The organism is Streptomyces profundus (assembly GCF_020740535.1).
In the GTDB taxonomy this organism is placed as follows: domain Bacteria; phylum Actinomycetota; class Actinomycetes; order Streptomycetales; family Streptomycetaceae; genus Streptomyces; species Streptomyces profundus.
In genome coordinates, this window is the sequence record NZ_CP082362.1 from 1,162,745 (window position 1) to 1,180,194 (window position 17,450).

The following is a 17,450-nucleotide window of genomic DNA, read 5'->3' on the forward strand; positions in this document are numbered from 1 at the left end:
GGGCGGGCGAACCACCCCTGGTCGCCCGCCCGTTCCCGTGCCATACCCTTGGGCATCATGGCAGGGGCGGAACGCGGACAGATCGTGGACGGTCGCTTCGAGCTGCTGCGGCGGCTCGGGCACGGGGGGATGGGCACCGTCTGGTGCGCGAAGGACCTGGCGCTGCACCGCGAGGTCGCCCTCAAGGAGGTCCGCCCGCCCGAGGGCGCCGAGCAGGTGCCGCCGCCCGAGGTGCTCAGGGAACGGGTGCTGCGCGAGGCGCGCGCCCTGGCCCGGCTCAACCACCCCCACGTGGTCAGGATCTACCACATCGTGGATGTGGCGCCGCACCCCTGGCTGGTGATGGAGCTGCTCCCCGGGGAGTCCCTGCACACCCTCGCCCGGCGCGGCCCGGTGCCGGTGGCCGACGCCGTCCGCTGGGGGCGCGACATCCTGGCCGCGCTCAGCGCCGCGCACGCCGCCGGCATCCACCACCGGGACGTCAAGCCGGCCAACGTGCTGCTGCGCGAGGACGGTTCGGCCGTCCTGACCGACTTCGGCATCGCCGCGGTCTCCGACACCGCCTCCCTCACGGCGACCGGCGGGGTGATCGGCTCCCCCGAGTATCTGGCGCCCGAACGGGTCCGCAGCGCGCCCGACCACCCGTCGGCCGACTTCTGGTCGCTGGGCATCACGCTCTATGTGCTGACCGAGGGCCACAGCCCGCTGCGCCGGGCGAACACGCTCAACACGCTGACCGCCGTGCTGGAGGACCCGATACCGCCGCCGGTCCGCTCGGGCCCGCTCGCCGGGGTGCTCCAGGCGCTGCTGACACGGGATCCGGCGACCCGCCCCGACGCCGCCACGCTGGACGCGATGCTGGTGGAGGCCACCCGCCTCGCCGACGCCCCGGAGGCCGCGCCCCCTCCCATTCCACCGAACATCCCGTGGTCGCCCACGGCGCCCGCCGTGCCACCCCCGACACCGACGCCGACCCCGACCGCCACCCCGCCGACTCCCGCCTCCACGGCCGATCAGCGGCCCACCGGGTCCCGCCGGCGCGGACCGCTGATCGCGGCCCTGATCGCCGGCGCGCTGCTGCTGGCCGCGGTCCCCACCGGCTGGGTGCTGCTGCGCGACGACGAGCCGTCGACAGGCGCCGACGGAGACGTCCCCACGGCGCCGCCGGCCGAGGACGAGGACGAGAACGAAGGCACCGACGGCGACGGCGACAACGGCGAGAGCGGGGACACGAGCAAGGACTCGGACAGGCCGGACGCCTCCGAGCCGCCATCGCCCAACGAGTCCGGAACCGACACGGAGCCCGACCCCTCGGAGGAGGGGCCGGATCCCGACCCGTCCCAGCCGACGGACCGCTGGGTGGCCCAGCTGTTCTCCGAACCGGTCGGCACCGGAACGGACACCCGCGACCAGCGGCTCGCCGCCGTCCGCGCCAACGCGCCGGAGGCGCAGGTGCTGCGCAGCGACGACTACGCCTCGCTGAACCCCGGGTACTGGGTGATCTACTCGCCCGGCCCGTTCGCCGACGGCCACCAGGCGGTCGCCCGTTGCAACGAGTTGGGCCTCACCACCCGCAACGAGTGCGTCGGCCGCTACCTCAGCCAGGACAGCGCGGACCTGGCCCTGATCTGCGCCCCCGACGGAAGCGGCGACTGCGTCAAGGACGACTAGGGCACGTCGTCTGGATCTTCTCGGGGGTCAGCCCAGCTCCCGGAGGAACGCCAGCGCGGTGCGCCAGGTGGCGTCCGCCGAACCGGCGTCGAAGTCGGCCAGCCCCGGGTCGGTGTAGAGGTGGCCGGCGCCGCGATAGCGGAACACCTCCACGTCGGCGCCGGTGCGCCGCATCCGCAGATACCAGGCGCTCACCCAGTCGTGCGGCTCGAACGGGTCCGGGTCGGCCACATGCAGCTGCACCGGCAGATCGTCCGCGACCGCGTCCTCGGCGATGTCCGCCGTCCCGTGCAGAAGCAGCAGCCCTCGCGCCTTGGCGTCGCCGAGCGCCACCGTCTGCGCCAGCGAACCCCCCATCGAGAAGCCGGCGTAGACCAGGCCACCGTCCGAGTGCGGCGCGGTGGCGGCGATCGACCGCCGCAGCAGCTCGTCCCGCCCGATCTCGTCTTTGATCTCCATCCCGGCCTCGACGGTCTCGGCCGTTCGGCCGTCGAAGAGGTCGGGCGTCCACACCTGGTGCCCGGCGGCTCGCAGCCGCTGGGCCGCTTCGCGCACGGCGGGCCTGAGGCCGTAGGCGGAGTGGAAGAGCATGACATCGGTCACGGTCTGAGGTCGCCTTCCTTGGACTGCGGTACTCATGGAACGGAAGAGACCCATCCTGCCAGCTAGCCTTGCGGGCGACGACCTGGCGACCTGCCGACCCGAGGAGCTGAGACAAGGACATGGATGACGTGTTGCGACCGCTGCTGGTCATCAGCGGCACCATCACGCTCACCCTGCTCATAGGCTGGCTGATCGACCGCATGCTGCGGATGGCCGACGCCAGGGACAGCGACACCCGCATCTGGGGCCTGCTGCGCCGCTGCCAGCTGCCGCTCCAGGTGCTGCTGGCCTCGGCGGCGATGCAGATCACCTATGACGTGTTCGACCTGGAGCTGAGCCGCAACGACGTGCTGCACAGCGTGCTGGCCACGGTCACCATCGCGTCGGCGGCCTGGCTGGCCATCCGGGCGGCGGGGGCGTTCGCCGAGAACGTGCTCACCCGCTACGCGGCCCGCACCGACGACGACGCCAGGGTGCGCCAGTTCCACACCCAACTGGCGATGCTGCGGCGGGTGGTCACCTCGGTCCTGGCGGTGGTCGCCGCGGCCGTGGCCATCCTGCTGGTCTTCCCCAGCCTGCGGGCCCTGGGCACCTCGATGCTGGCGTCGGCCGGGGTCATCGGCATCATCGCCGGTGTCGCCGCGCAGTCCATGCTGGGCAATCTGTTCGCCGGGTTGCAGGTGGCCTTCGGCGACTCCGTCAAGATCGGCGACACGGTCGTCGTGGAGGGCGAGTGGGGCACCGTCGAGGAGATCTCGTTGGCCTTCCTGACCGTCCGCGTCTGGGACGACCGACGGCTGACCATGCCGGTCTCCTACTTCAACAGCCGGCCCTACGAGAACTGGTCACGCGGCGGCCACGAGATCACCGGCACCGTCTTCCTCCAGCTGGACCACAGCACGCCCGTCCCCGAACTCCGCAAGCACCTCCAGCGGTTCCTGCTCGGCCGGAAGGACTGGGACGGCCGCAGTTGGAGCCTGGTGATCACGGACACCACCGCCTCGACGATCGAGGTGCGCGCCGCGATGTCCGCGCGCGACGCGAGCGACGTCTGGACGTTGCGCTGCGCCGTCCGCGAGGAACTGATCGCGTGGCTCAGGGACACCCACCCCTACGCCCTCCCCCGCATCGCCACCGCCCCCGCCACCCTCCCCCCGACCAAGCCGTAGCCCGGGCCCGGGCTGGCCCTGGCCACTCGTTGGGGGGTTGGGGTGCCGGTGGGGACTCCCCAGCCCGGCGGCTGGGAGGGCCCGGCCCCGAGACAAGCCGAGCGCGCACCGGCCGGGACAGCCCACCGGCGGCACGCAGGCCGTCCCGTCCACCGGGCACCCGGCCGCGAGCCGGACCGTCCGCGGGGCCACGTGATCACCGCCGGAGGCGCGACGGAGTCCGCCCCACCGGCGCCACAGCCACCCCAGAGCGGTCCCCGCCCCGGCCGCAGGCGTCTAAAAGGCCGGGACGGGGACCGCGGCTGACCGCCGGAGGCGTGACGCGCCGGTCAGAGACTCCGGCGGTCGAGGCCGTTGAGGACGCGGTCGACGACCTCGGGGTCGGTGCCCGGCTCGGTGCGGGCGCTCAACACCGCCCCGCGGGCGGCGGAGAGCAACTCGCCGTGCAGGCGCTGTATCTCCCGCACCCGCTCGGTCCTCTGGGTGACGTGCTCGCGCCGGTCCTCCTCCGCCACGCGCGGGGAGATCCGTATCCCGATGTCGTAGGCCCGCCGCAGCAGCGCCTCCGTGACGTCCTCGGGGAGATCGCGCTCGGCGGTGATCTCCCGCAGCCGCGCCTTCGCGGCCTTCGCCGCGCGCACCGCGAGATCGTGCTCCAGCGCCTCCTCCTCGCGGCTGTCCCCGCGCACGCCGAGGCGGGTGGCCAGCCACGGCAGGGTCAGGCCCTGGAGCAGCAGGGTGCCGAACACCACGGCGAAGGCGATGAAGATGACGGCCTCGCGCTCCGGGAACGTCCCGCCGTCGTCCACCGTGAGCGGAACGGCCAGCGCCAGCGCGACCGAGGCCACGCCGCGCATCCCGGACCACCACATGATCACGGTCTCCCGCCAGCTGAGCGGGATGTCCTCGTCGATATCGCCCCTGTGGTGCAGCCGCTTGGCCAGCCAGGCCGCCGGCAGCAGCCACAGCAGCCGGACGACGACCACCGTCACCAGCACCAGACCGGCGGCCGGGAGCAGTTCGCCCCAACGCCCGGTGGCGGCGCTCAGCACCTCATTCAGCTCCAGGCCGATCAGCCCGAAGGCGACGCCGGTGACCAGGAGGTCTATCACGCCCCAGAAGCTCTGGCCGGTGAGCCGGCCGGTGACGTCGTCCGGGTCGGCCGCCCGTTCCCCCAGGTAGAGCGCGGAGACCAGGACGGCGAGCACGCCGGAGCCGTGCAGCTCCTCCGCCAGCGCGTAGGCGGCGAACGGGGCGAGCAGGGTCAGCCCGGTGCGCAGGGTGGCCTCGCCCAGCAGCGTCAGGACCCGGGTGGTCAACCAGCCCAGGGCCAGGCCGAGCAGGATGGCGACCACGGCGGAGAGCACCAGTTCGCCGCCCGCGCCGAACGCGGAGAAGGATCCGGTCACGGCGGCGGCGATGGCCACGTGGTAGAGCGTGATGGCGGTGACGTCGTTGAAGAGGCCCTCGCCCTCCAGGATCGACACCATCCGCCGGGGCAGGCCCAGCTTGCCGGCGACCGCCGTGGCGGCCACCGGGTCCGGCGGCGCCACCAGCGCGCCGAGCGCGATGGCGGGCGCCAGCGGCATGTCGGGCACCACGGACTGGGCGACCACGGCCACCGCCGCCGTGGTGACGAAGACCAGGGCCACGGCGAGCAGCAGGATGGGCCGGATGTTGGCGGCGAACTGCCGCCAGGAGGTGCGTTGCACGGCGGCGTAGAGCACGGGCGGGAGCACCAGCGGAAGGATGTACTCGGGTGGGATCTGCACCCGGGGGACCATGGGCAGCACGGCCAGCAGCCCGCCGAACACGGTCATCAGCACGGGCGGGGGCACGCTCAGGCGCTCCGCCAGCGGCACCAGCACCACGGCGCCGAGGAGAAGGGCGAGGAGCAGGGTCAGCTGGTCCACGCGCCTCTTCCTACGCGCTCTCGGCGCGCAAGGTGTCCAGGGCGTGCCGCAGGTCGTCCGGATAGTCGCTGACGAACTCCACCCATCGCCCGTCCGCCGGGTGTTCGAACCCGAGGCGCACCGCGTGCAGCCACTGGCGGGTGAGGCCCAGGCGCTTGGCGATGGTGGGGTCCGCGCCATAGGTGAGGTCGCCGACGCAGGGGTGCCGGTGGGCGGCCATGTGCACCCGGATCTGGTGGGTGCGGCCGGTCTCCAGCTTGATGTCCAGCAGGCTGGCGGAGCGGAACGCCTCGACCAGGTCGTAGTGGGTCACGGCCGGCTTGCCCTCGGCGACCACGGCCCACTTGTAGTCGGCCGTCGGATGGCGGCCGATGGGGGCGTCGATGGTGCCGCTGAGCGGGTCGGGGTGGCCCTGGGCGACGGCGTGGTAGCGCTTGTCCACGACCCGCTCCCGGAACTGCCGCTTCAGATCGCTGTAGGCGCGCTCGGACTTGGCGACCGCCATCAGCCCCGAGGTGCCCACGTCGAGGCGGTGCACGATGCCCTGTCGCTCGGCCGCTCCCGAGGTGGCGACGCGGAACCCCGCGGCGGCCAGGCCCCCGATGACGGTGGTGCCCTTCCAGCCGGGGCTGGGGTGGGCGGCCACACCGACGGGTTTGCTGACGACGACGATGTCCTCGTCGTCGTGGACGATGGCCATGCCGGGGACCGGCTCGGCGACCACCCGCACCGGGGCCGGCGGCGCCGGCATCTCCACCTCAAGCCAGGAACCCCCGGTCACCCGCTCGGACTTGCCGACCTCGGCGCCGTCCAGCCTGACCTTCCCAGCGGCGGCCAGCTCCGCCGCCTTGGTGCGGGAGAAGCCCAGCATTCTGGCGAGGGCCGCGTCGACCCGCTCCCCCTCCAGTCCGTCCGGTACGGGCAGGGTTCGGGTTTCGGGGAGGGTGCTCACCCGATCGAGTATGCCCGAAACGGTGTCAGTCCCGGTGCACGGTGCCATCGGGGTCCAGTCCCCGGAAGGAGAGGATCACGATCAGGATGCCGCCGCAGACGACCGCCGAGTCGGCCAGGTTGAACACCGCGAAGTGCTTGGGGGCGATGAAGTCGACCACATGCCCCTCGAAGACGCCGGGGGAACGCAGCATCCGGTCCGTGAGGTTGCCCATGGCGCCGCCGAGCAGCAGGCCGAGGGCGACCGCCCAGGGGGCGCTGTACAGCTTGCGGGCGAGCCGGATGATCACCACGATGACGGTGGCGGCGACGCAGGTGAAGACGACGGTGTACGCCTCGCCGATCCCGAACGCGGCGCCCGAGTTGCGGACCGCGTCGAAGCGCAGCCACTCCCCGAAGACCTCGACCGTGCGGTTCGGGTTGGGGTTCTCCAGGTACTCGACCGTCCAGATCTTGGTGGCCAGATCGAAGAGGTAGGCGACCACGGCGACGGCGGCCAGCACCCCGACCCGCCGCTTGCCCCGTGGAGCGGCGGGCTCGTCACCGTCGTCGGGCACAACGCCTCCGGGCTCCTGGGAGGGTTTCTCCGGATCGTCGGGTGTCTCGATGGTTCGCTCCGCCTCGCTCACGCAACGAGGGTACGACACGACCGTACGAGCGTCGGAAACCCGTCAGAAACGGCGTTCCTGTCGTTGCTTGCAGTCCACGCAGAGGGTCGCGCGGGGGAAGACCTGCATCCTGGCCTTGCCGATCGGGTTGCCGCAGTTCTCGCAGAGGCCGTAGGTACCGGCCTCGATGCGGCCCAGGGCGCGTTCGGTCTGGTAGAGCATCTCGCGGTTGTTGGTGGCCAGCGCCATCTCGTGCTCGCGGGTGGCGTTCTTGGAGCCGGTGTCGGCCTGGTCGTCGCCGGCGCCGTCGCCCGAGTCCCGCATCAGGCCGGTGAGTGCCTCCTCGGCGGCGCTGATCTCCTCGCGGAGCCGGTCGGCCTCGGCGGCCAACCCCGCGCGGGCCTCGGCCACCTCCTCCGGGGTCCAGGGGTCCTCGCCCGCGCGGACGGCGAGGTCGCCCGGGGGCGCCGGGGCCATCGTGCCCGTCGGCTGCGCTCCGGTATCCGGCTCTTCCCTCGTGGTCTTCTTGGTTGCCACTTCCTGGCTCCTGTCTGCCGGGGGCCCAGCGTCCAGGACGCGTCCCCATCACATAGTGTGATCGTGCTGGCACATCGTGACCGGAACGATAAGTCGACCACGGCGTGCGGCGACGGGGGCACGCCGTTCCGCATCACCGTTGTGCCCCGCCCGGCCCCCCGGATAACCGGTCAACGACGGTCCTTCGGGCCCCGTACACTTGGCCGCAGCGAGAGGCGCGGATGGGGACGAGTAGCGTCGTCGAGCGGCCAGGAGCGACCCGGGGACGGTGTGAGCCCGGGGGTCAGCGCGGCGCGAAGATCACCCCGGAGCCGCCGGTGGAAAGCCCGACGCGGGTGAGTAGATCCGGCATCGCGGCCGAAGAGAGGGTCGAGGCGAGCCATCGCCCCGGCCAAGGAGGGTGGTACCGCGGGAGCGACGACGCTCTCGTCCCTCCGGACGGAGAACGCAGTGTGTCCCGCCGGAGGACGATCTCGATGACGCAGTACCGCCCTGTACCACCCCAGGTGGAGTTGCCAGCCCTCGAACACGAGGTGCTCGACCTCTGGGAGCGGGACAAGACGTTCGCTCGCAGCCTGGAGCAGTCCGAGGGGCGCCCCGAGTGGGTGTTCTACGAGGGGCCGCCCACCGCCAACGGCCGACCCGGCACCCATCACATCGAGGCCCGGGTCTTCAAGGACGTCTTTCCCCGCTACCGGACCATGCGCGGCTTCCATGTCACCCGCAAGGCCGGCTGGGACTGCCACGGCCTGCCGGTCGAGCTGGCCGTGGAGAAGGAGCTCGGCTTCACGGGCAAGCAGGACATCGAGGCGTACGGCATCGCGGAGTTCAACGCCCGATGCCGCGAGTCGGTGACCCGCCACACCGACGTGTTCCAGGAGCTCACCACCCGCATGGGGTACTGGGTGGACCTGCCGGGCGCCTACCGCACGATGGATCCCGAGTACATCGAGTCGGTGTGGTGGTCGCTCAAGCAGATCTTCGAGAAGGGGCTGCTCGCCCAGGACCACCGGGTGGCGCCCTGGTGCCCCCGCTGTGAGACGGGCCTCTCGGACCACGAGCTGGCCCAGGGCTACGAGACGGTCGTCGACCCGTCCGTCTTCGTCCGTCTCCCGCTCACCTCGGGCCCGCTGGCCGGTCGGGCGGCGCTGCTGGTGTGGACCACCACGCCGTGGACGTTGGTCTCCAACACGGCCGTCGCCGCGCACCCCGAGGTGACCTATGTGGTGGCGACCGACGGCGAGGAGCGCCTGGTCGTCGCCGAGGCGCTGGTCGGGAAGGCCCTCGGCGAGGGCTGGGAGCCGACGGGCGAGTCCTTCAGCGGCGCCGAGATGGAGCGCTGGGGCTACCAACGCCCGTTCGAGCTGCTGGACTTCGGCGGCGCGGAGGCGCACTACGTGGTGACCGCCGACTACGTCACCACCGAGGACGGCACGGGCCTGGTGCACCAGTCGCCCGCCTTCGGCGAGGACGACCTGCTCACCTGCCGGCGCTACGGCCTGCCGGTGCTCAACCCGGTCCGCTCCGACGGCACCTTCGAGGAGGGGCTCGGCCTGATCGGCGGCCAGTTCTTCAAGAAGGCCGACGAGGCGCTGACCGCCGACCTGGCGGCGCGCGGCCTGCTCTTCGCGCATGTGGCGTACGAGCACAGCTACCCGCACTGCTGGCGCTGCCACACCCCGCTGCTGTACTACGCACAGCCGTCGTGGTACATCCGCACCACCCGGATCAGGGAGCAGTTGCTCCGCGAGAACGAGCGCACCAACTGGTATCCGGAGTCGGTCAAACACGGTCGCTACGGCGACTGGCTCAGCAACAACGTGGACTGGGCGCTCTCCCGCAACCGTTACTGGGGCACGCCGCTGCCCATCTGGACCTGCCCGGACGGCCATCTCACCTGTGTGGGATCGCGCGCCGAGCTGACCGAGCTGACCGGGGTCGACCAGTCCGAGCTCGATCCGCACCGCCCCTTCGTCGACGCGGTCACCTTCGACTGCCCGGACGAGAGCTGTGGGCAGACGGCGCGGCGGGTGCCGGAGGTGATCGACGGCTGGTACGACTCCGGCGCGATGCCGTTCGCGCAGTGGGGGTACCCGTACCGCAACCGCGAGCAGTTCGACCGGCACTACCCGGCGCAGTACATCTCCGAGGGCATCGACCAGACGCGTGGCTGGTTCTACACGTTGATGGCCGTCGGCACCCTGGTCTTCGACCGGTCGCCCTACGAGTCGGTGGTCTGCCTGGGGCTGATCCTGGCCGAGGACGGCCGGAAGATGTCCAAGCACCTGGGCAACATCCTGGAGCCCATCCCGCTGATGGAGCGGCACGGCGCCGACGCGGTGCGCTGGTTCATGGCGGCCGGCGGCTCCCCGTGGGCCGCGCGCCGGGTGGGGCACGGCACCATCCAGGAGGTGGTGCGCAAGACGCTGCTCACCTACTGGAACACGGTCGCCTTCCAGGCCCTCTACGCCCGCACCGCCGGCTGGTCGCCCGGCCGGGGCGACCCGGCCCCCGCCGACCGGCCGCTGTTGGACCGTTGGGTGCTCAGCGAGCTGAACGCGCTGGTCAAGATGGTCACCGAGGCCATGGAGAACTTCGACACCCAGCGCACCGGCAAGCTGATCTCCACCTTCGTCGACGATCTCTCCAACTGGTATGTGCGCCGCTCCCGGCGTCGTTTCTGGCAGGCGGACCCGGCGGCGCTGCGCACCCTGCACGAGGTGCTGGAGACGGTCACCCGGCTGATGGCCCCGCTGGTCCCGTTCATCACGGAACGCGTCTGGCAGGACCTGGTGGTCCCGGTCACCCCGGGGGCGGCCGACTCGGTGCACCTGTCCTCCTGGCCGGAGGCGGACCTCTCGCTGGTCGAACCAGACCTCTCCAGTGACATGTTGCTGGTGCGCAGGTTGGTGGAGCTGGGCCGGGCCACCCGCGCCGAGTCGGGCGTGAAGACCAGGCAGCCGCTGTCCCGCGCGCTGGTCGCCGCCCAGGGCTTCGAGCTGCTCGGCGACGACCTGCGGGAACAGATCGCCGAGGAGTTGAACGTGGTGGCCCTCGGTGGCCTGGCCGAGATGGGCGGCTCGCTCGTCGACACCTCGGCCAAGGCCAACTTCCGCGCCCTGGGCCGTCGCTTCGGCAAAGGCACCCAGCCGGTGGCGAAGGCCATCGCCGAGGCGGACGCGGCCGAGCTGTCCGCCGCCCTGCGCGTCGGCTCGGCCACCGTGGAGGTGAACGGCGAGACCGTGGCGCTGACGCCGGAAGAGGTGATCATCACGGAGACCCCGCGCGAGGGCTGGTCGGTGGCCTCCGACACCGGTGCCACGGTGGCGCTCGACCTGGAGGTGACCCCGGAGTTGCGGCGAGCGGGGCTGGCGCGGGATGTGATCCGGCTGGTGCAGGAGGCGCGCAAGAACAGCGGCCTTGAGGTCGCCGACCGGATCGCGGTGCGCTGGCAGGCCGAGGACCCGGAGCTGGCGCGGGCGCTCGTCGACCACCAGGCGCTGATCAGCAGCGAGGTGCTGGCGCCCGACTTCGCCGAGGGCCAGGGGGACGACACATACCTCGCCCCGTTCGGCGAGGAGACGCTGGGCGCCACCTTCCGGCTGCGTCGCGTCTGAGGGCGCCCCGCGAGGAAGCGCCCAAAGGGGCGGGGCCCGGACTTCACGTCCGGGCCCCGCCCCTTTTCCGCCGGTGCCGGCGGTCGACGCCGGCTCAGCCGGCGCGATCCACCGTCAGTTGTCGTCCTCGTCGATCAGGAAGCCACGCATCGGCGACGGCGCCTGCTGCATCGGCTGCGGACCCTGCGGCCTGACCGGAGCCATGGGCTGGGTCATGGCCGGGGACATCTGCTGCTGACCGCCGTAGGAGGGGGGGCCGCCGGGACCGCCGGGACCACCGTGCGAGCCATGCCCCACGTGCCCACCGCCGTGCGAGGCCATCTGCTGGTTCCCGCCGAGCGACTGGTGCCCGCCGAGGGTGCCGTTGCCGGGACCGCCCGTCGGCGCACCCGCGGAGGCCAACGAGGGCTGCGGGGACGGCGGCAGGGAGGGCGCGGGAGCGGCGGGCGAGCGCGGCGGCGCGAGCGAGTCGTCCGACTGGCTCTCCAACTGGCGCAGCTGGCTCTCCAGATACGACTTCAACCGGGTGCGGTACTCGCGCTCGAAGCCGCGCAGGTCCTCGACCTTGCGCTCCAGCGTCGCGCGGGCCGACTCCAACGAGCCCATCGCCACGCGGTGCTTCTCCTGCGCGTCCCGCTCCAGGGCGTCGGCCTTGGCGCGGGCGTCCCGCTCCAGGCCCTCGGCGCGGCTGCGCGCCTCACCGACGATCTTGTTGGCCTCGGAACGGGCCTCCGCGATCGCCTGGTCGGCGGTCTGCTGCGCCAGCGACAGCACGCGCGCGGCACTCTCGTTGCCACCGCTCGGCTGGGGCATCTGGCCGGGGCCGCCGTGGCCACCCATCGGACCAGGGCCGCCGGGGCCACCCGGGCCGCCCATCGGGCCGGGACCACCGGGACCACCCATCGGACCAGGACCACCCGGGCCGCCGTGACCGCCCATCGGGACCGGGGCGCCCGGGTGTTGCTGCTGCCCGGGACCGCCGGGGCCGCCCATCGGACCGGGGCCGCCGTGTCCACCCATGGGACCGGGACCGCCGGGACCGCCGGGGCCACCCGGGCCGCCCATCGGGCCGGGACCACCGGGACCACCCATCGGACCAGGACCACCCGGGCCCGCCGGCAGTTGCGGTGGGCCGCCCATCTGCTGTTGCTGCTGCGGCTGTTGCGGTCCCGATATGGCCGGCATCGGCCCGCCGGGGCGCTGCTCCTGCGGCTCGGGTTTCCGCATGTTCTGTTGGTTCTGTGCGGCGGCTCGCGTGGCCGCGGCCAGCTTGGCGCGCAGATCCTCGTTCTCGCGCAGCAGCCGGGTCAGCTCCGCCTCGACCTCGTCGAGGAAGGCGTCGACCTCGTCCTCGTCGTAGCCTTCTCGCAGACGGACGGTTGTGAACTGCTTGTTCCGCACGTCCTCGGGGCTCAGCGGCATCTCTTCACCTCAGCGTAATTCGTCGGCATATCGGCAAGACCGTACTGGTTCACAGGCTGGCCACGACGTTGATCAGGATGTAGACGATGATCATCAACACGAAGAAGGACAGATCAAGCGCCACACCCCCGAAGCGCAGTGGAGGGATGACCTTCCGCAGCGTCTTCAGTGGCGGATCCGTGACAGTGTAGGTGGCTTCCAGGGCGACAATCATGGGCTTGCCGGGGTGCCATGAGCGCGCGAACATCTGCACCCAGTCCATCACCAAACGGAAGAGCAGCAACGCCAGGAAGCAGTACAAGGCGATCAACAGCACTTGTTGAACGATGCCCATCCCGCTGGTACCTCTCCCCTGGTCCATCCCCGACCGGTCGGCCGGGGCACATCTCTGCTCTTCCGAAGCGCCTGCTGTCAGCTCTGGTTGAAGAACCCGCCCTCAGCGATACGGGCCTTGTCCTCCGCCGTTACATCGACGTTAGCAGGCGACAGGAGGAACACCTTCTGTGTCACCCGCTCGATGCTGCCATGCAGACCGAAGACCAGACCAGCCGCAAAATCGACAAGTCGCTTCGCGTCGGTGTCGTCCATCTCGGTCAGGTTCATGATCACCGGGGTACCCTCGCGGAAGTGTTCCCCGATGGTACGGGCCTCGTTGTAGGTCCTGGGGTGGAGTGTCGTGATCCGGTACGGCTCCCGCTCGGACACGACCTTGGGCATGATCACCGGCGCGCTCTTCTCCACGTTCTGGCGTTCTGGTGTGATGGAAGACACGGGAGCGATCCTCCCGGGCCGTCTGCTGTCCGTCAGCACGGGGGCGGGTGTTGGCTCCGTCTCCCGTTGCGCCGGGGGGTGCATCACCCGCGCCGGCTCCTCCGCGCGCTCCCTGGCGGGTGGTTCGTGCGTCGGTTGACGCCGATTCCGCTCCGGCTCCGGCTCGGGTTCGAACTCGTCATCGGGGCCGTACCCCGGTCGGTCGTAGCCGTCGTCCTCCACGAGGCCGAGGTAGACCGCCATCTTGCGCATCGCGCCAGCCATCGCTGCGTCCTCCGCTCTGTGGTGGATCGGCTTCGGCCAACTGGGCCGGGGAGATCCACATTAATCCGCAATCCGCCCGAATTGATCGGGAATGACCATATTTTCGACTCTGGCCGCTCGTTTGGCGACGTTACCCGAGGGTGGGTCGCACACCGAGCACCGCGCTCCCGACGCGTACGTGTGTCGCCCCCGCGCCGATCGCCTCCTCCAGATCGGCGCTCATACCGGCAGAGACCATGGTGGCAGCAGGAGCGGTCACGCGCAGGTCCCTGGAGATTTCTATCAGCCGAGCAAAGGCCGCCGACGGGGAGTTGGCGTAGGGACCGCTCAGCGGAGCCACCGTCATCAGGCCGGCGAGACGCAGCCCCGGCGCCTCCGCGACGGCCGCCGCCAGCTCGCCGACCCCCTCGGGGGCGGCGCCCCCGCGGCCCTCGCCCCATCCGGAGTCCTTTTCCAAAGCCACCTGAATCAGACAGTTCAGCGAGGGGCGGGAGCGTCGGCGCACCGCTGCCGAGAGGGCGTCGACCAGCTTTATCCGGTCCACGGAATGCACATAATCCGCATACTCGACGACCGAACGCGTCTTATTTGTCTGCAACTGCCCCACAAAGTGCCATCGCAGCGTCAGATCCGCGCAGGCGGCTGCTTTTTCCGCGGCCTCCTGGTCGCGGTTCTCGGCGAATTCCCGCACCCCGAGACCGGCCAGCAACCTGACGTCCTCGGCCGGATAGGTCTTGCTCACCACCACCAGGGTCACCTCGGACCGCGCGCGCCCCGCAGCCGCACACGCACGAGTGACGCGCTGCTCCACACGGGCGAGATTGGTGGCCAACTCGGCCTCGCGCGCCCCCGAATCCGTCATCGCGCCACCCACACATAGCTGGCCTGCCGTCCGGTGGTTGACGCGCGGCGGTAGGAGAAGTGGTCGGCGGACTCCCGGGTGCAGACCGGGGAGAAGGCGATATCGGTGACGCCCTCGTCCGCCAGCTGCCGGCCGACCCCCGCCGGGATGTCGATGGCCGGGGTGTTCCAGCTCGTGGTGGCGCCACTGCCGGGGGCGGTCTCCTCGGCCAGGCGCCGCAGTTCGTCGGGGACCTCGTAGCACCGCCCGCAGATGGCCGGGCCGGTGCGGGCCACGATGCACTCGGGGCGCGCGCCCAGCGCGCGCATCGCCTTGACCGTCGCCGGGACGACGCCGGCCAGCAGCCCGGGCCGCCCGGCGTGCGCAGCGCCGGCGACGCCGGCGACCGGATCGGCGAGCAGCACGGGGGTGCAGTCCGCCGTCAACACGGCGAGCGCCACCCCACGGCTGGCGGTGACCAGGGCGTCGACCTCGGGCAGCGGCCCCCCGGGGGCGAGCTCGTCGGCGAGGGCGACCTCGCCCCCGTGGACCTGCCGCATCCAGCGCACATCGGCCGGGACGAGGCCCAGGGCGTGGGCGGCGCGCTCCCGGTTGGCGGCGACCGCCGCCGGGTCGTCCCCCACCGCGTCGCCCAGGTTCGCGGTGGCATACGGAGCGGCGCTCACTCCGCCTCGAAGATCGGTGAAGGCGTAGTGCGCGCCGCTCGCGGTGCTCTGTCGGGTTATCACTTCAGGAAGTCGGGCACATCGAGTTCTTCGACCTGACCACCCTCGTAGGGGCGGGCCGAGGGAACCTGCGGAGGGGTCTTCGCCTGGTCACGGGAGGACTCGGCGGACGAGTCGTGCCCCGCGTCGCTCTCCCGGTCGGACAGCGAGGCGGGCTCCCGGCCCGAGAGGGTGCCCAGGCTGCCGAACGAGGGGCGCTCCGGCTCCGGCTCGGCCGCGCGCTCGGCGCCGAGCCCGGCGGACTCCTCCTTGCCGCCATAGGCACCGAGCCCCTTGTCCCGGTTGCGGGAGGGCGGCTGGCCACCGTCGAAGCCCGCGGCGATCACGGTGACCCGCACCTCGTCGCCCAGCGCGTCGTCGATGACGGCACCGAAGATGATGTTGGCCTCGGGGTGCGCCGCCTCGCTGACCAGCTGGGCCGCCTCGTTGATCTCGAAGAGGCCGAGGTCGGAGCCGCCGGAGATGGAGAGCAGCACGCCCCTGGCACCGTCGATGGACGCCTCCAGCAGCGGGGAGGAGATCGCCATCTCGGCCGCCGCCACCGCCCGGTCGTCCCCGCGTGCGGAGCCGATGCCCATCAGCGCCGAACCCGCCTCGGACATCACGGACTTGACGTCGGCGAAGTCGAGGTTGATCAGGCCCGGGGTGGTGATCAGGTCCGTGATGCCCTGCACACCGGAGAGCAGCACCTGGTCCGCCGACTTGAAGGCGTCGAGGACGCTCACCTGGCGGTCGGAGATCGACAGCAGACGGTCGTTGGGGATGACGATCAGGGTGTCGACCTCGTCGCGGAGGCTGGCGATGCCGTCCTCCGCCTGGTTGGCACGGCGGCGGCCCTCGAAGGTGAACGGGCGGGTGACGACGCCGATGGTCAGCGCGCCAAGCGAGCGCGCGATGTTCGCCACGACCGGGGCGCCCCCCGTGCCCGTGCCGCCGCCCTCGCCCGCGGTGACGAAGACCATGTCGGCCCCCTTGAGGACCTCCTCGATCTCCTCGCGGTGGTCCTCGGCAGCCTTGCGTCCCACCTCGGGGTTGGCGCCGGCGCCCAACCCCCTGGTCAGTTCGCGCCCGACGTCCAGCTTGACGTCGGCGTCGCTCATCAGCAGCGCCTGAGCATCGGTGTTGATCGCGATGAACTCGACGCCCTTGAGACCGACCTCGATCATCCGGTTGATGGCGTTGACGCCACCGCCGCCGATACCGACGACCTTGATGACTGCGAGGTAGTTCTGCGGTGCTGCCACGTCGAAGGCCTCTCGCCTCGATTTACGTGTCGCCGCTCCGCGTGAAGCCGCAGCGCGCCGACTGATGCCGATGGGACGGATGGATAAGCCGCCCCGAACCCTATCGCTCAAGTTTAGGGTTACCTGTGCCTGTCGTTCCTTGGATTCCTAGGAACGGACACTAAGTCGATAAGTGGTGCGCGTTCAACGAACACGCCGAACCTCCTGTTTTTCTTTTCACCCTATGTGATCACGCTCCGGGTCAGTCAACCAGGGTGTGGCCTGCGCCGATGTGGCACCCGGTCAACCACCCGCCACAGCGGGCACGCTGGGGGCCTGGACGTCGAAGTGTCGGGCGTCGCCCGCCACGTTGAGGACCGTCTCCAGCGCCGCCGCCTTGGCCTCGGAGTCCTCCGCGCTCCCCCACCGCACGGTGCGGTCGCCGGACAACTCCAGGGTGATGGAGTCGTAGGAGGCGACCCGCAGGACCTCCAGATCGGAGCGGACCGACTCGGGCAACGCGGGCAGCACCGAGGCCGCCTCGGCCCTGACCCGGTCCTCCCCGAACCGACGCCAGCTCGGACTGTCCGCCACCTCCAGCTCCAGCAGGGGCACTCCGGAGAGCGCCTCGGCGCTCTCGGCGAACGCGACGCCGTCGTCGTCCACTTCGGCGAAGCCGTCCGCCGTCGGCTGTTGGAGGACGGGCTCGCGCTCGACCACCTTGAGCGAGACGCCGTCCGGCCAGGCCCGCACCACCCGCACCGTGTCCAGCCTGGGCAGGGCGGCCAGCAGCCGCTCGCTGACGGCCCCCTTGTCCAGCGAGGCCATCGGGGAGCCGACCGGGACCGCGGCGGCGGTGAGGATCTGCTCCTCCGTCAACTCCCGTGGGCCCTCCGTCCAGTTCACCGAGACCCGATCGACGCGCAGCCAGTCGGAGCCGTACAGCGCCCAGGCACCGAAGCCGCCCAGACCGACGAGCAGCCCCGCGCCGAGCAGCAGCACCCAGGGCCTGGGCAGCCAGCGGGGGCGGCGCCCCTCGGGACCGGTCGGGGGCGGACCGGAATCCGACTGACGGCGGTCTCCGCCGCGTTCCGCGGTGGTTACTCCGGCCACG

Annotated in this window: 15 protein-coding genes; 3 read left to right on the forward strand and 12 right to left on the reverse strand. The window is 71.5% G+C overall.

Annotated features, from left to right (window positions below; all coding sequences use genetic code 11):
* Nucleotides 1-57: 57 nt before the first annotated feature.
* Nucleotides 58-1,671 carry a serine/threonine-protein kinase gene (locus K4G22_RS05175; RefSeq protein ID WP_228078484.1) on the forward strand — a complete coding sequence of 538 codons (1,614 nt, stop codon included), beginning with the start codon at nucleotides 58-60 and terminating at the stop codon, nucleotides 1,669-1,671.
* A 27-nt stretch (nucleotides 1,672-1,698) separates the two neighbouring features.
* Here the strand turns inward: K4G22_RS05175 and K4G22_RS05180 are convergent, their stop codons facing one another.
* Entirely contained in the window at nucleotides 1,699-2,262 is a 564-nt protein-coding gene (locus K4G22_RS05180; RefSeq protein WP_425336776.1) for a dienelactone hydrolase family protein, read from the reverse strand.
* Between the two features lie 131 nt (nucleotides 2,263-2,393).
* Between K4G22_RS05180 and K4G22_RS05185 the strand changes: the two genes are divergently transcribed.
* Nucleotides 2,394-3,443, forward strand: a complete 1,050-nt coding sequence (locus K4G22_RS05185) for a mechanosensitive ion channel family protein (RefSeq protein WP_228078486.1) — start codon at nucleotides 2,394-2,396, stop codon at nucleotides 3,441-3,443.
* A 329-nt stretch (nucleotides 3,444-3,772) separates the two neighbouring features.
* Here the strand turns inward: K4G22_RS05185 and K4G22_RS05190 are convergent, their stop codons facing one another.
* From K4G22_RS05190 to K4G22_RS05205, 4 genes are read right to left on the reverse strand one after another with little or no spacing between them, the layout of a single operon-like run.
* Nucleotides 3,773-5,356, reverse strand: a complete 1,584-nt coding sequence (locus K4G22_RS05190) for a Na+/H+ antiporter (RefSeq protein WP_228078487.1) — start codon at nucleotides 5,354-5,356, stop codon at nucleotides 3,773-3,775.
* Nucleotides 5,357-5,366: 10 nt separating this feature from the next.
* Entirely contained in the window at nucleotides 5,367-6,308 is a 942-nt protein-coding gene (locus K4G22_RS05195) for an RluA family pseudouridine synthase (RefSeq protein WP_228078488.1), read from the reverse strand.
* Between the two features lie 25 nt (nucleotides 6,309-6,333).
* Entirely contained in the window at nucleotides 6,334-6,936 is a 603-nt protein-coding gene (gene lspA, locus K4G22_RS05200) for a signal peptidase II (protein ID WP_228078489.1), read from the reverse strand.
* A gap of 42 nt (nucleotides 6,937-6,978) precedes the next feature.
* A complete protein-coding gene (locus tag K4G22_RS05205; protein WP_228078490.1) occupies nucleotides 6,979-7,452 on the reverse strand; it encodes a TraR/DksA family transcriptional regulator in 474 nt (157 codons plus the stop codon).
* A gap of 476 nt (nucleotides 7,453-7,928) precedes the next feature.
* Here K4G22_RS05205 and ileS point away from each other — a divergent pair, with 476 nt between their 5' ends.
* Nucleotides 7,929-11,069 carry an isoleucine--tRNA ligase gene (gene ileS / locus K4G22_RS05210; protein ID WP_228078491.1) on the forward strand — a complete coding sequence of 1,047 codons (3,141 nt, stop codon included), beginning with the start codon at nucleotides 7,929-7,931 and terminating at the stop codon, nucleotides 11,067-11,069.
* Nucleotides 11,070-11,183: 114 nt separating this feature from the next.
* Here the strand turns inward: ileS and K4G22_RS05215 are convergent, their stop codons facing one another.
* The 7 genes from K4G22_RS05215 to K4G22_RS05245 form a co-directional block, all read right to left on the reverse strand.
* On the reverse strand, nucleotides 11,184-12,491 hold the full coding sequence (locus K4G22_RS05215; RefSeq protein WP_228078492.1) for a DivIVA domain-containing protein: 1,308 nt from the start codon (nucleotides 12,489-12,491) through the stop codon (nucleotides 11,184-11,186).
* A 49-nt stretch (nucleotides 12,492-12,540) separates the two neighbouring features.
* On the reverse strand, nucleotides 12,541-12,825 hold the full coding sequence (locus K4G22_RS05220) for a YggT family protein (protein WP_062211545.1): 285 nt from the start codon (nucleotides 12,823-12,825) through the stop codon (nucleotides 12,541-12,543).
* 77 nt (nucleotides 12,826-12,902) lie between these two features.
* Nucleotides 12,903-13,526 carry a cell division protein SepF gene (locus K4G22_RS05225; protein WP_062211550.1) on the reverse strand — a complete coding sequence of 208 codons (624 nt, stop codon included), beginning with the start codon at nucleotides 13,524-13,526 and terminating at the stop codon, nucleotides 12,903-12,905.
* A gap of 130 nt (nucleotides 13,527-13,656) precedes the next feature.
* Nucleotides 13,657-14,388 (reverse strand): YggS family pyridoxal phosphate-dependent enzyme, encoded by a 732-nt coding sequence (locus K4G22_RS05230; RefSeq protein WP_228078493.1) that lies wholly within the window; start codon nucleotides 14,386-14,388, stop codon nucleotides 13,657-13,659.
* Nucleotides 14,385-15,116, reverse strand: coding sequence for a peptidoglycan editing factor PgeF (pgeF, locus tag K4G22_RS05235; protein WP_228078494.1), 732 nt, complete (start codon nucleotides 15,114-15,116; stop codon nucleotides 14,385-14,387). The genes K4G22_RS05230 and pgeF overlap by 4 nt, the downstream gene beginning before the upstream one ends.
* A complete protein-coding gene (gene ftsZ, locus K4G22_RS05240) occupies nucleotides 15,113-16,357 on the reverse strand; it encodes a cell division protein FtsZ (protein ID WP_228078495.1) in 1,245 nt (414 codons plus the stop codon). The genes pgeF and ftsZ overlap by 4 nt, the downstream gene beginning before the upstream one ends.
* A gap of 282 nt (nucleotides 16,358-16,639) precedes the next feature.
* On the reverse strand, nucleotides 16,640-17,449 hold the full coding sequence (locus tag K4G22_RS05245) for a cell division protein FtsQ/DivIB (protein ID WP_228078496.1): 810 nt from the start codon (nucleotides 17,447-17,449) through the stop codon (nucleotides 16,640-16,642).
* Between the last annotated feature and the right edge of the window lies 1 nt (nucleotide 17,450).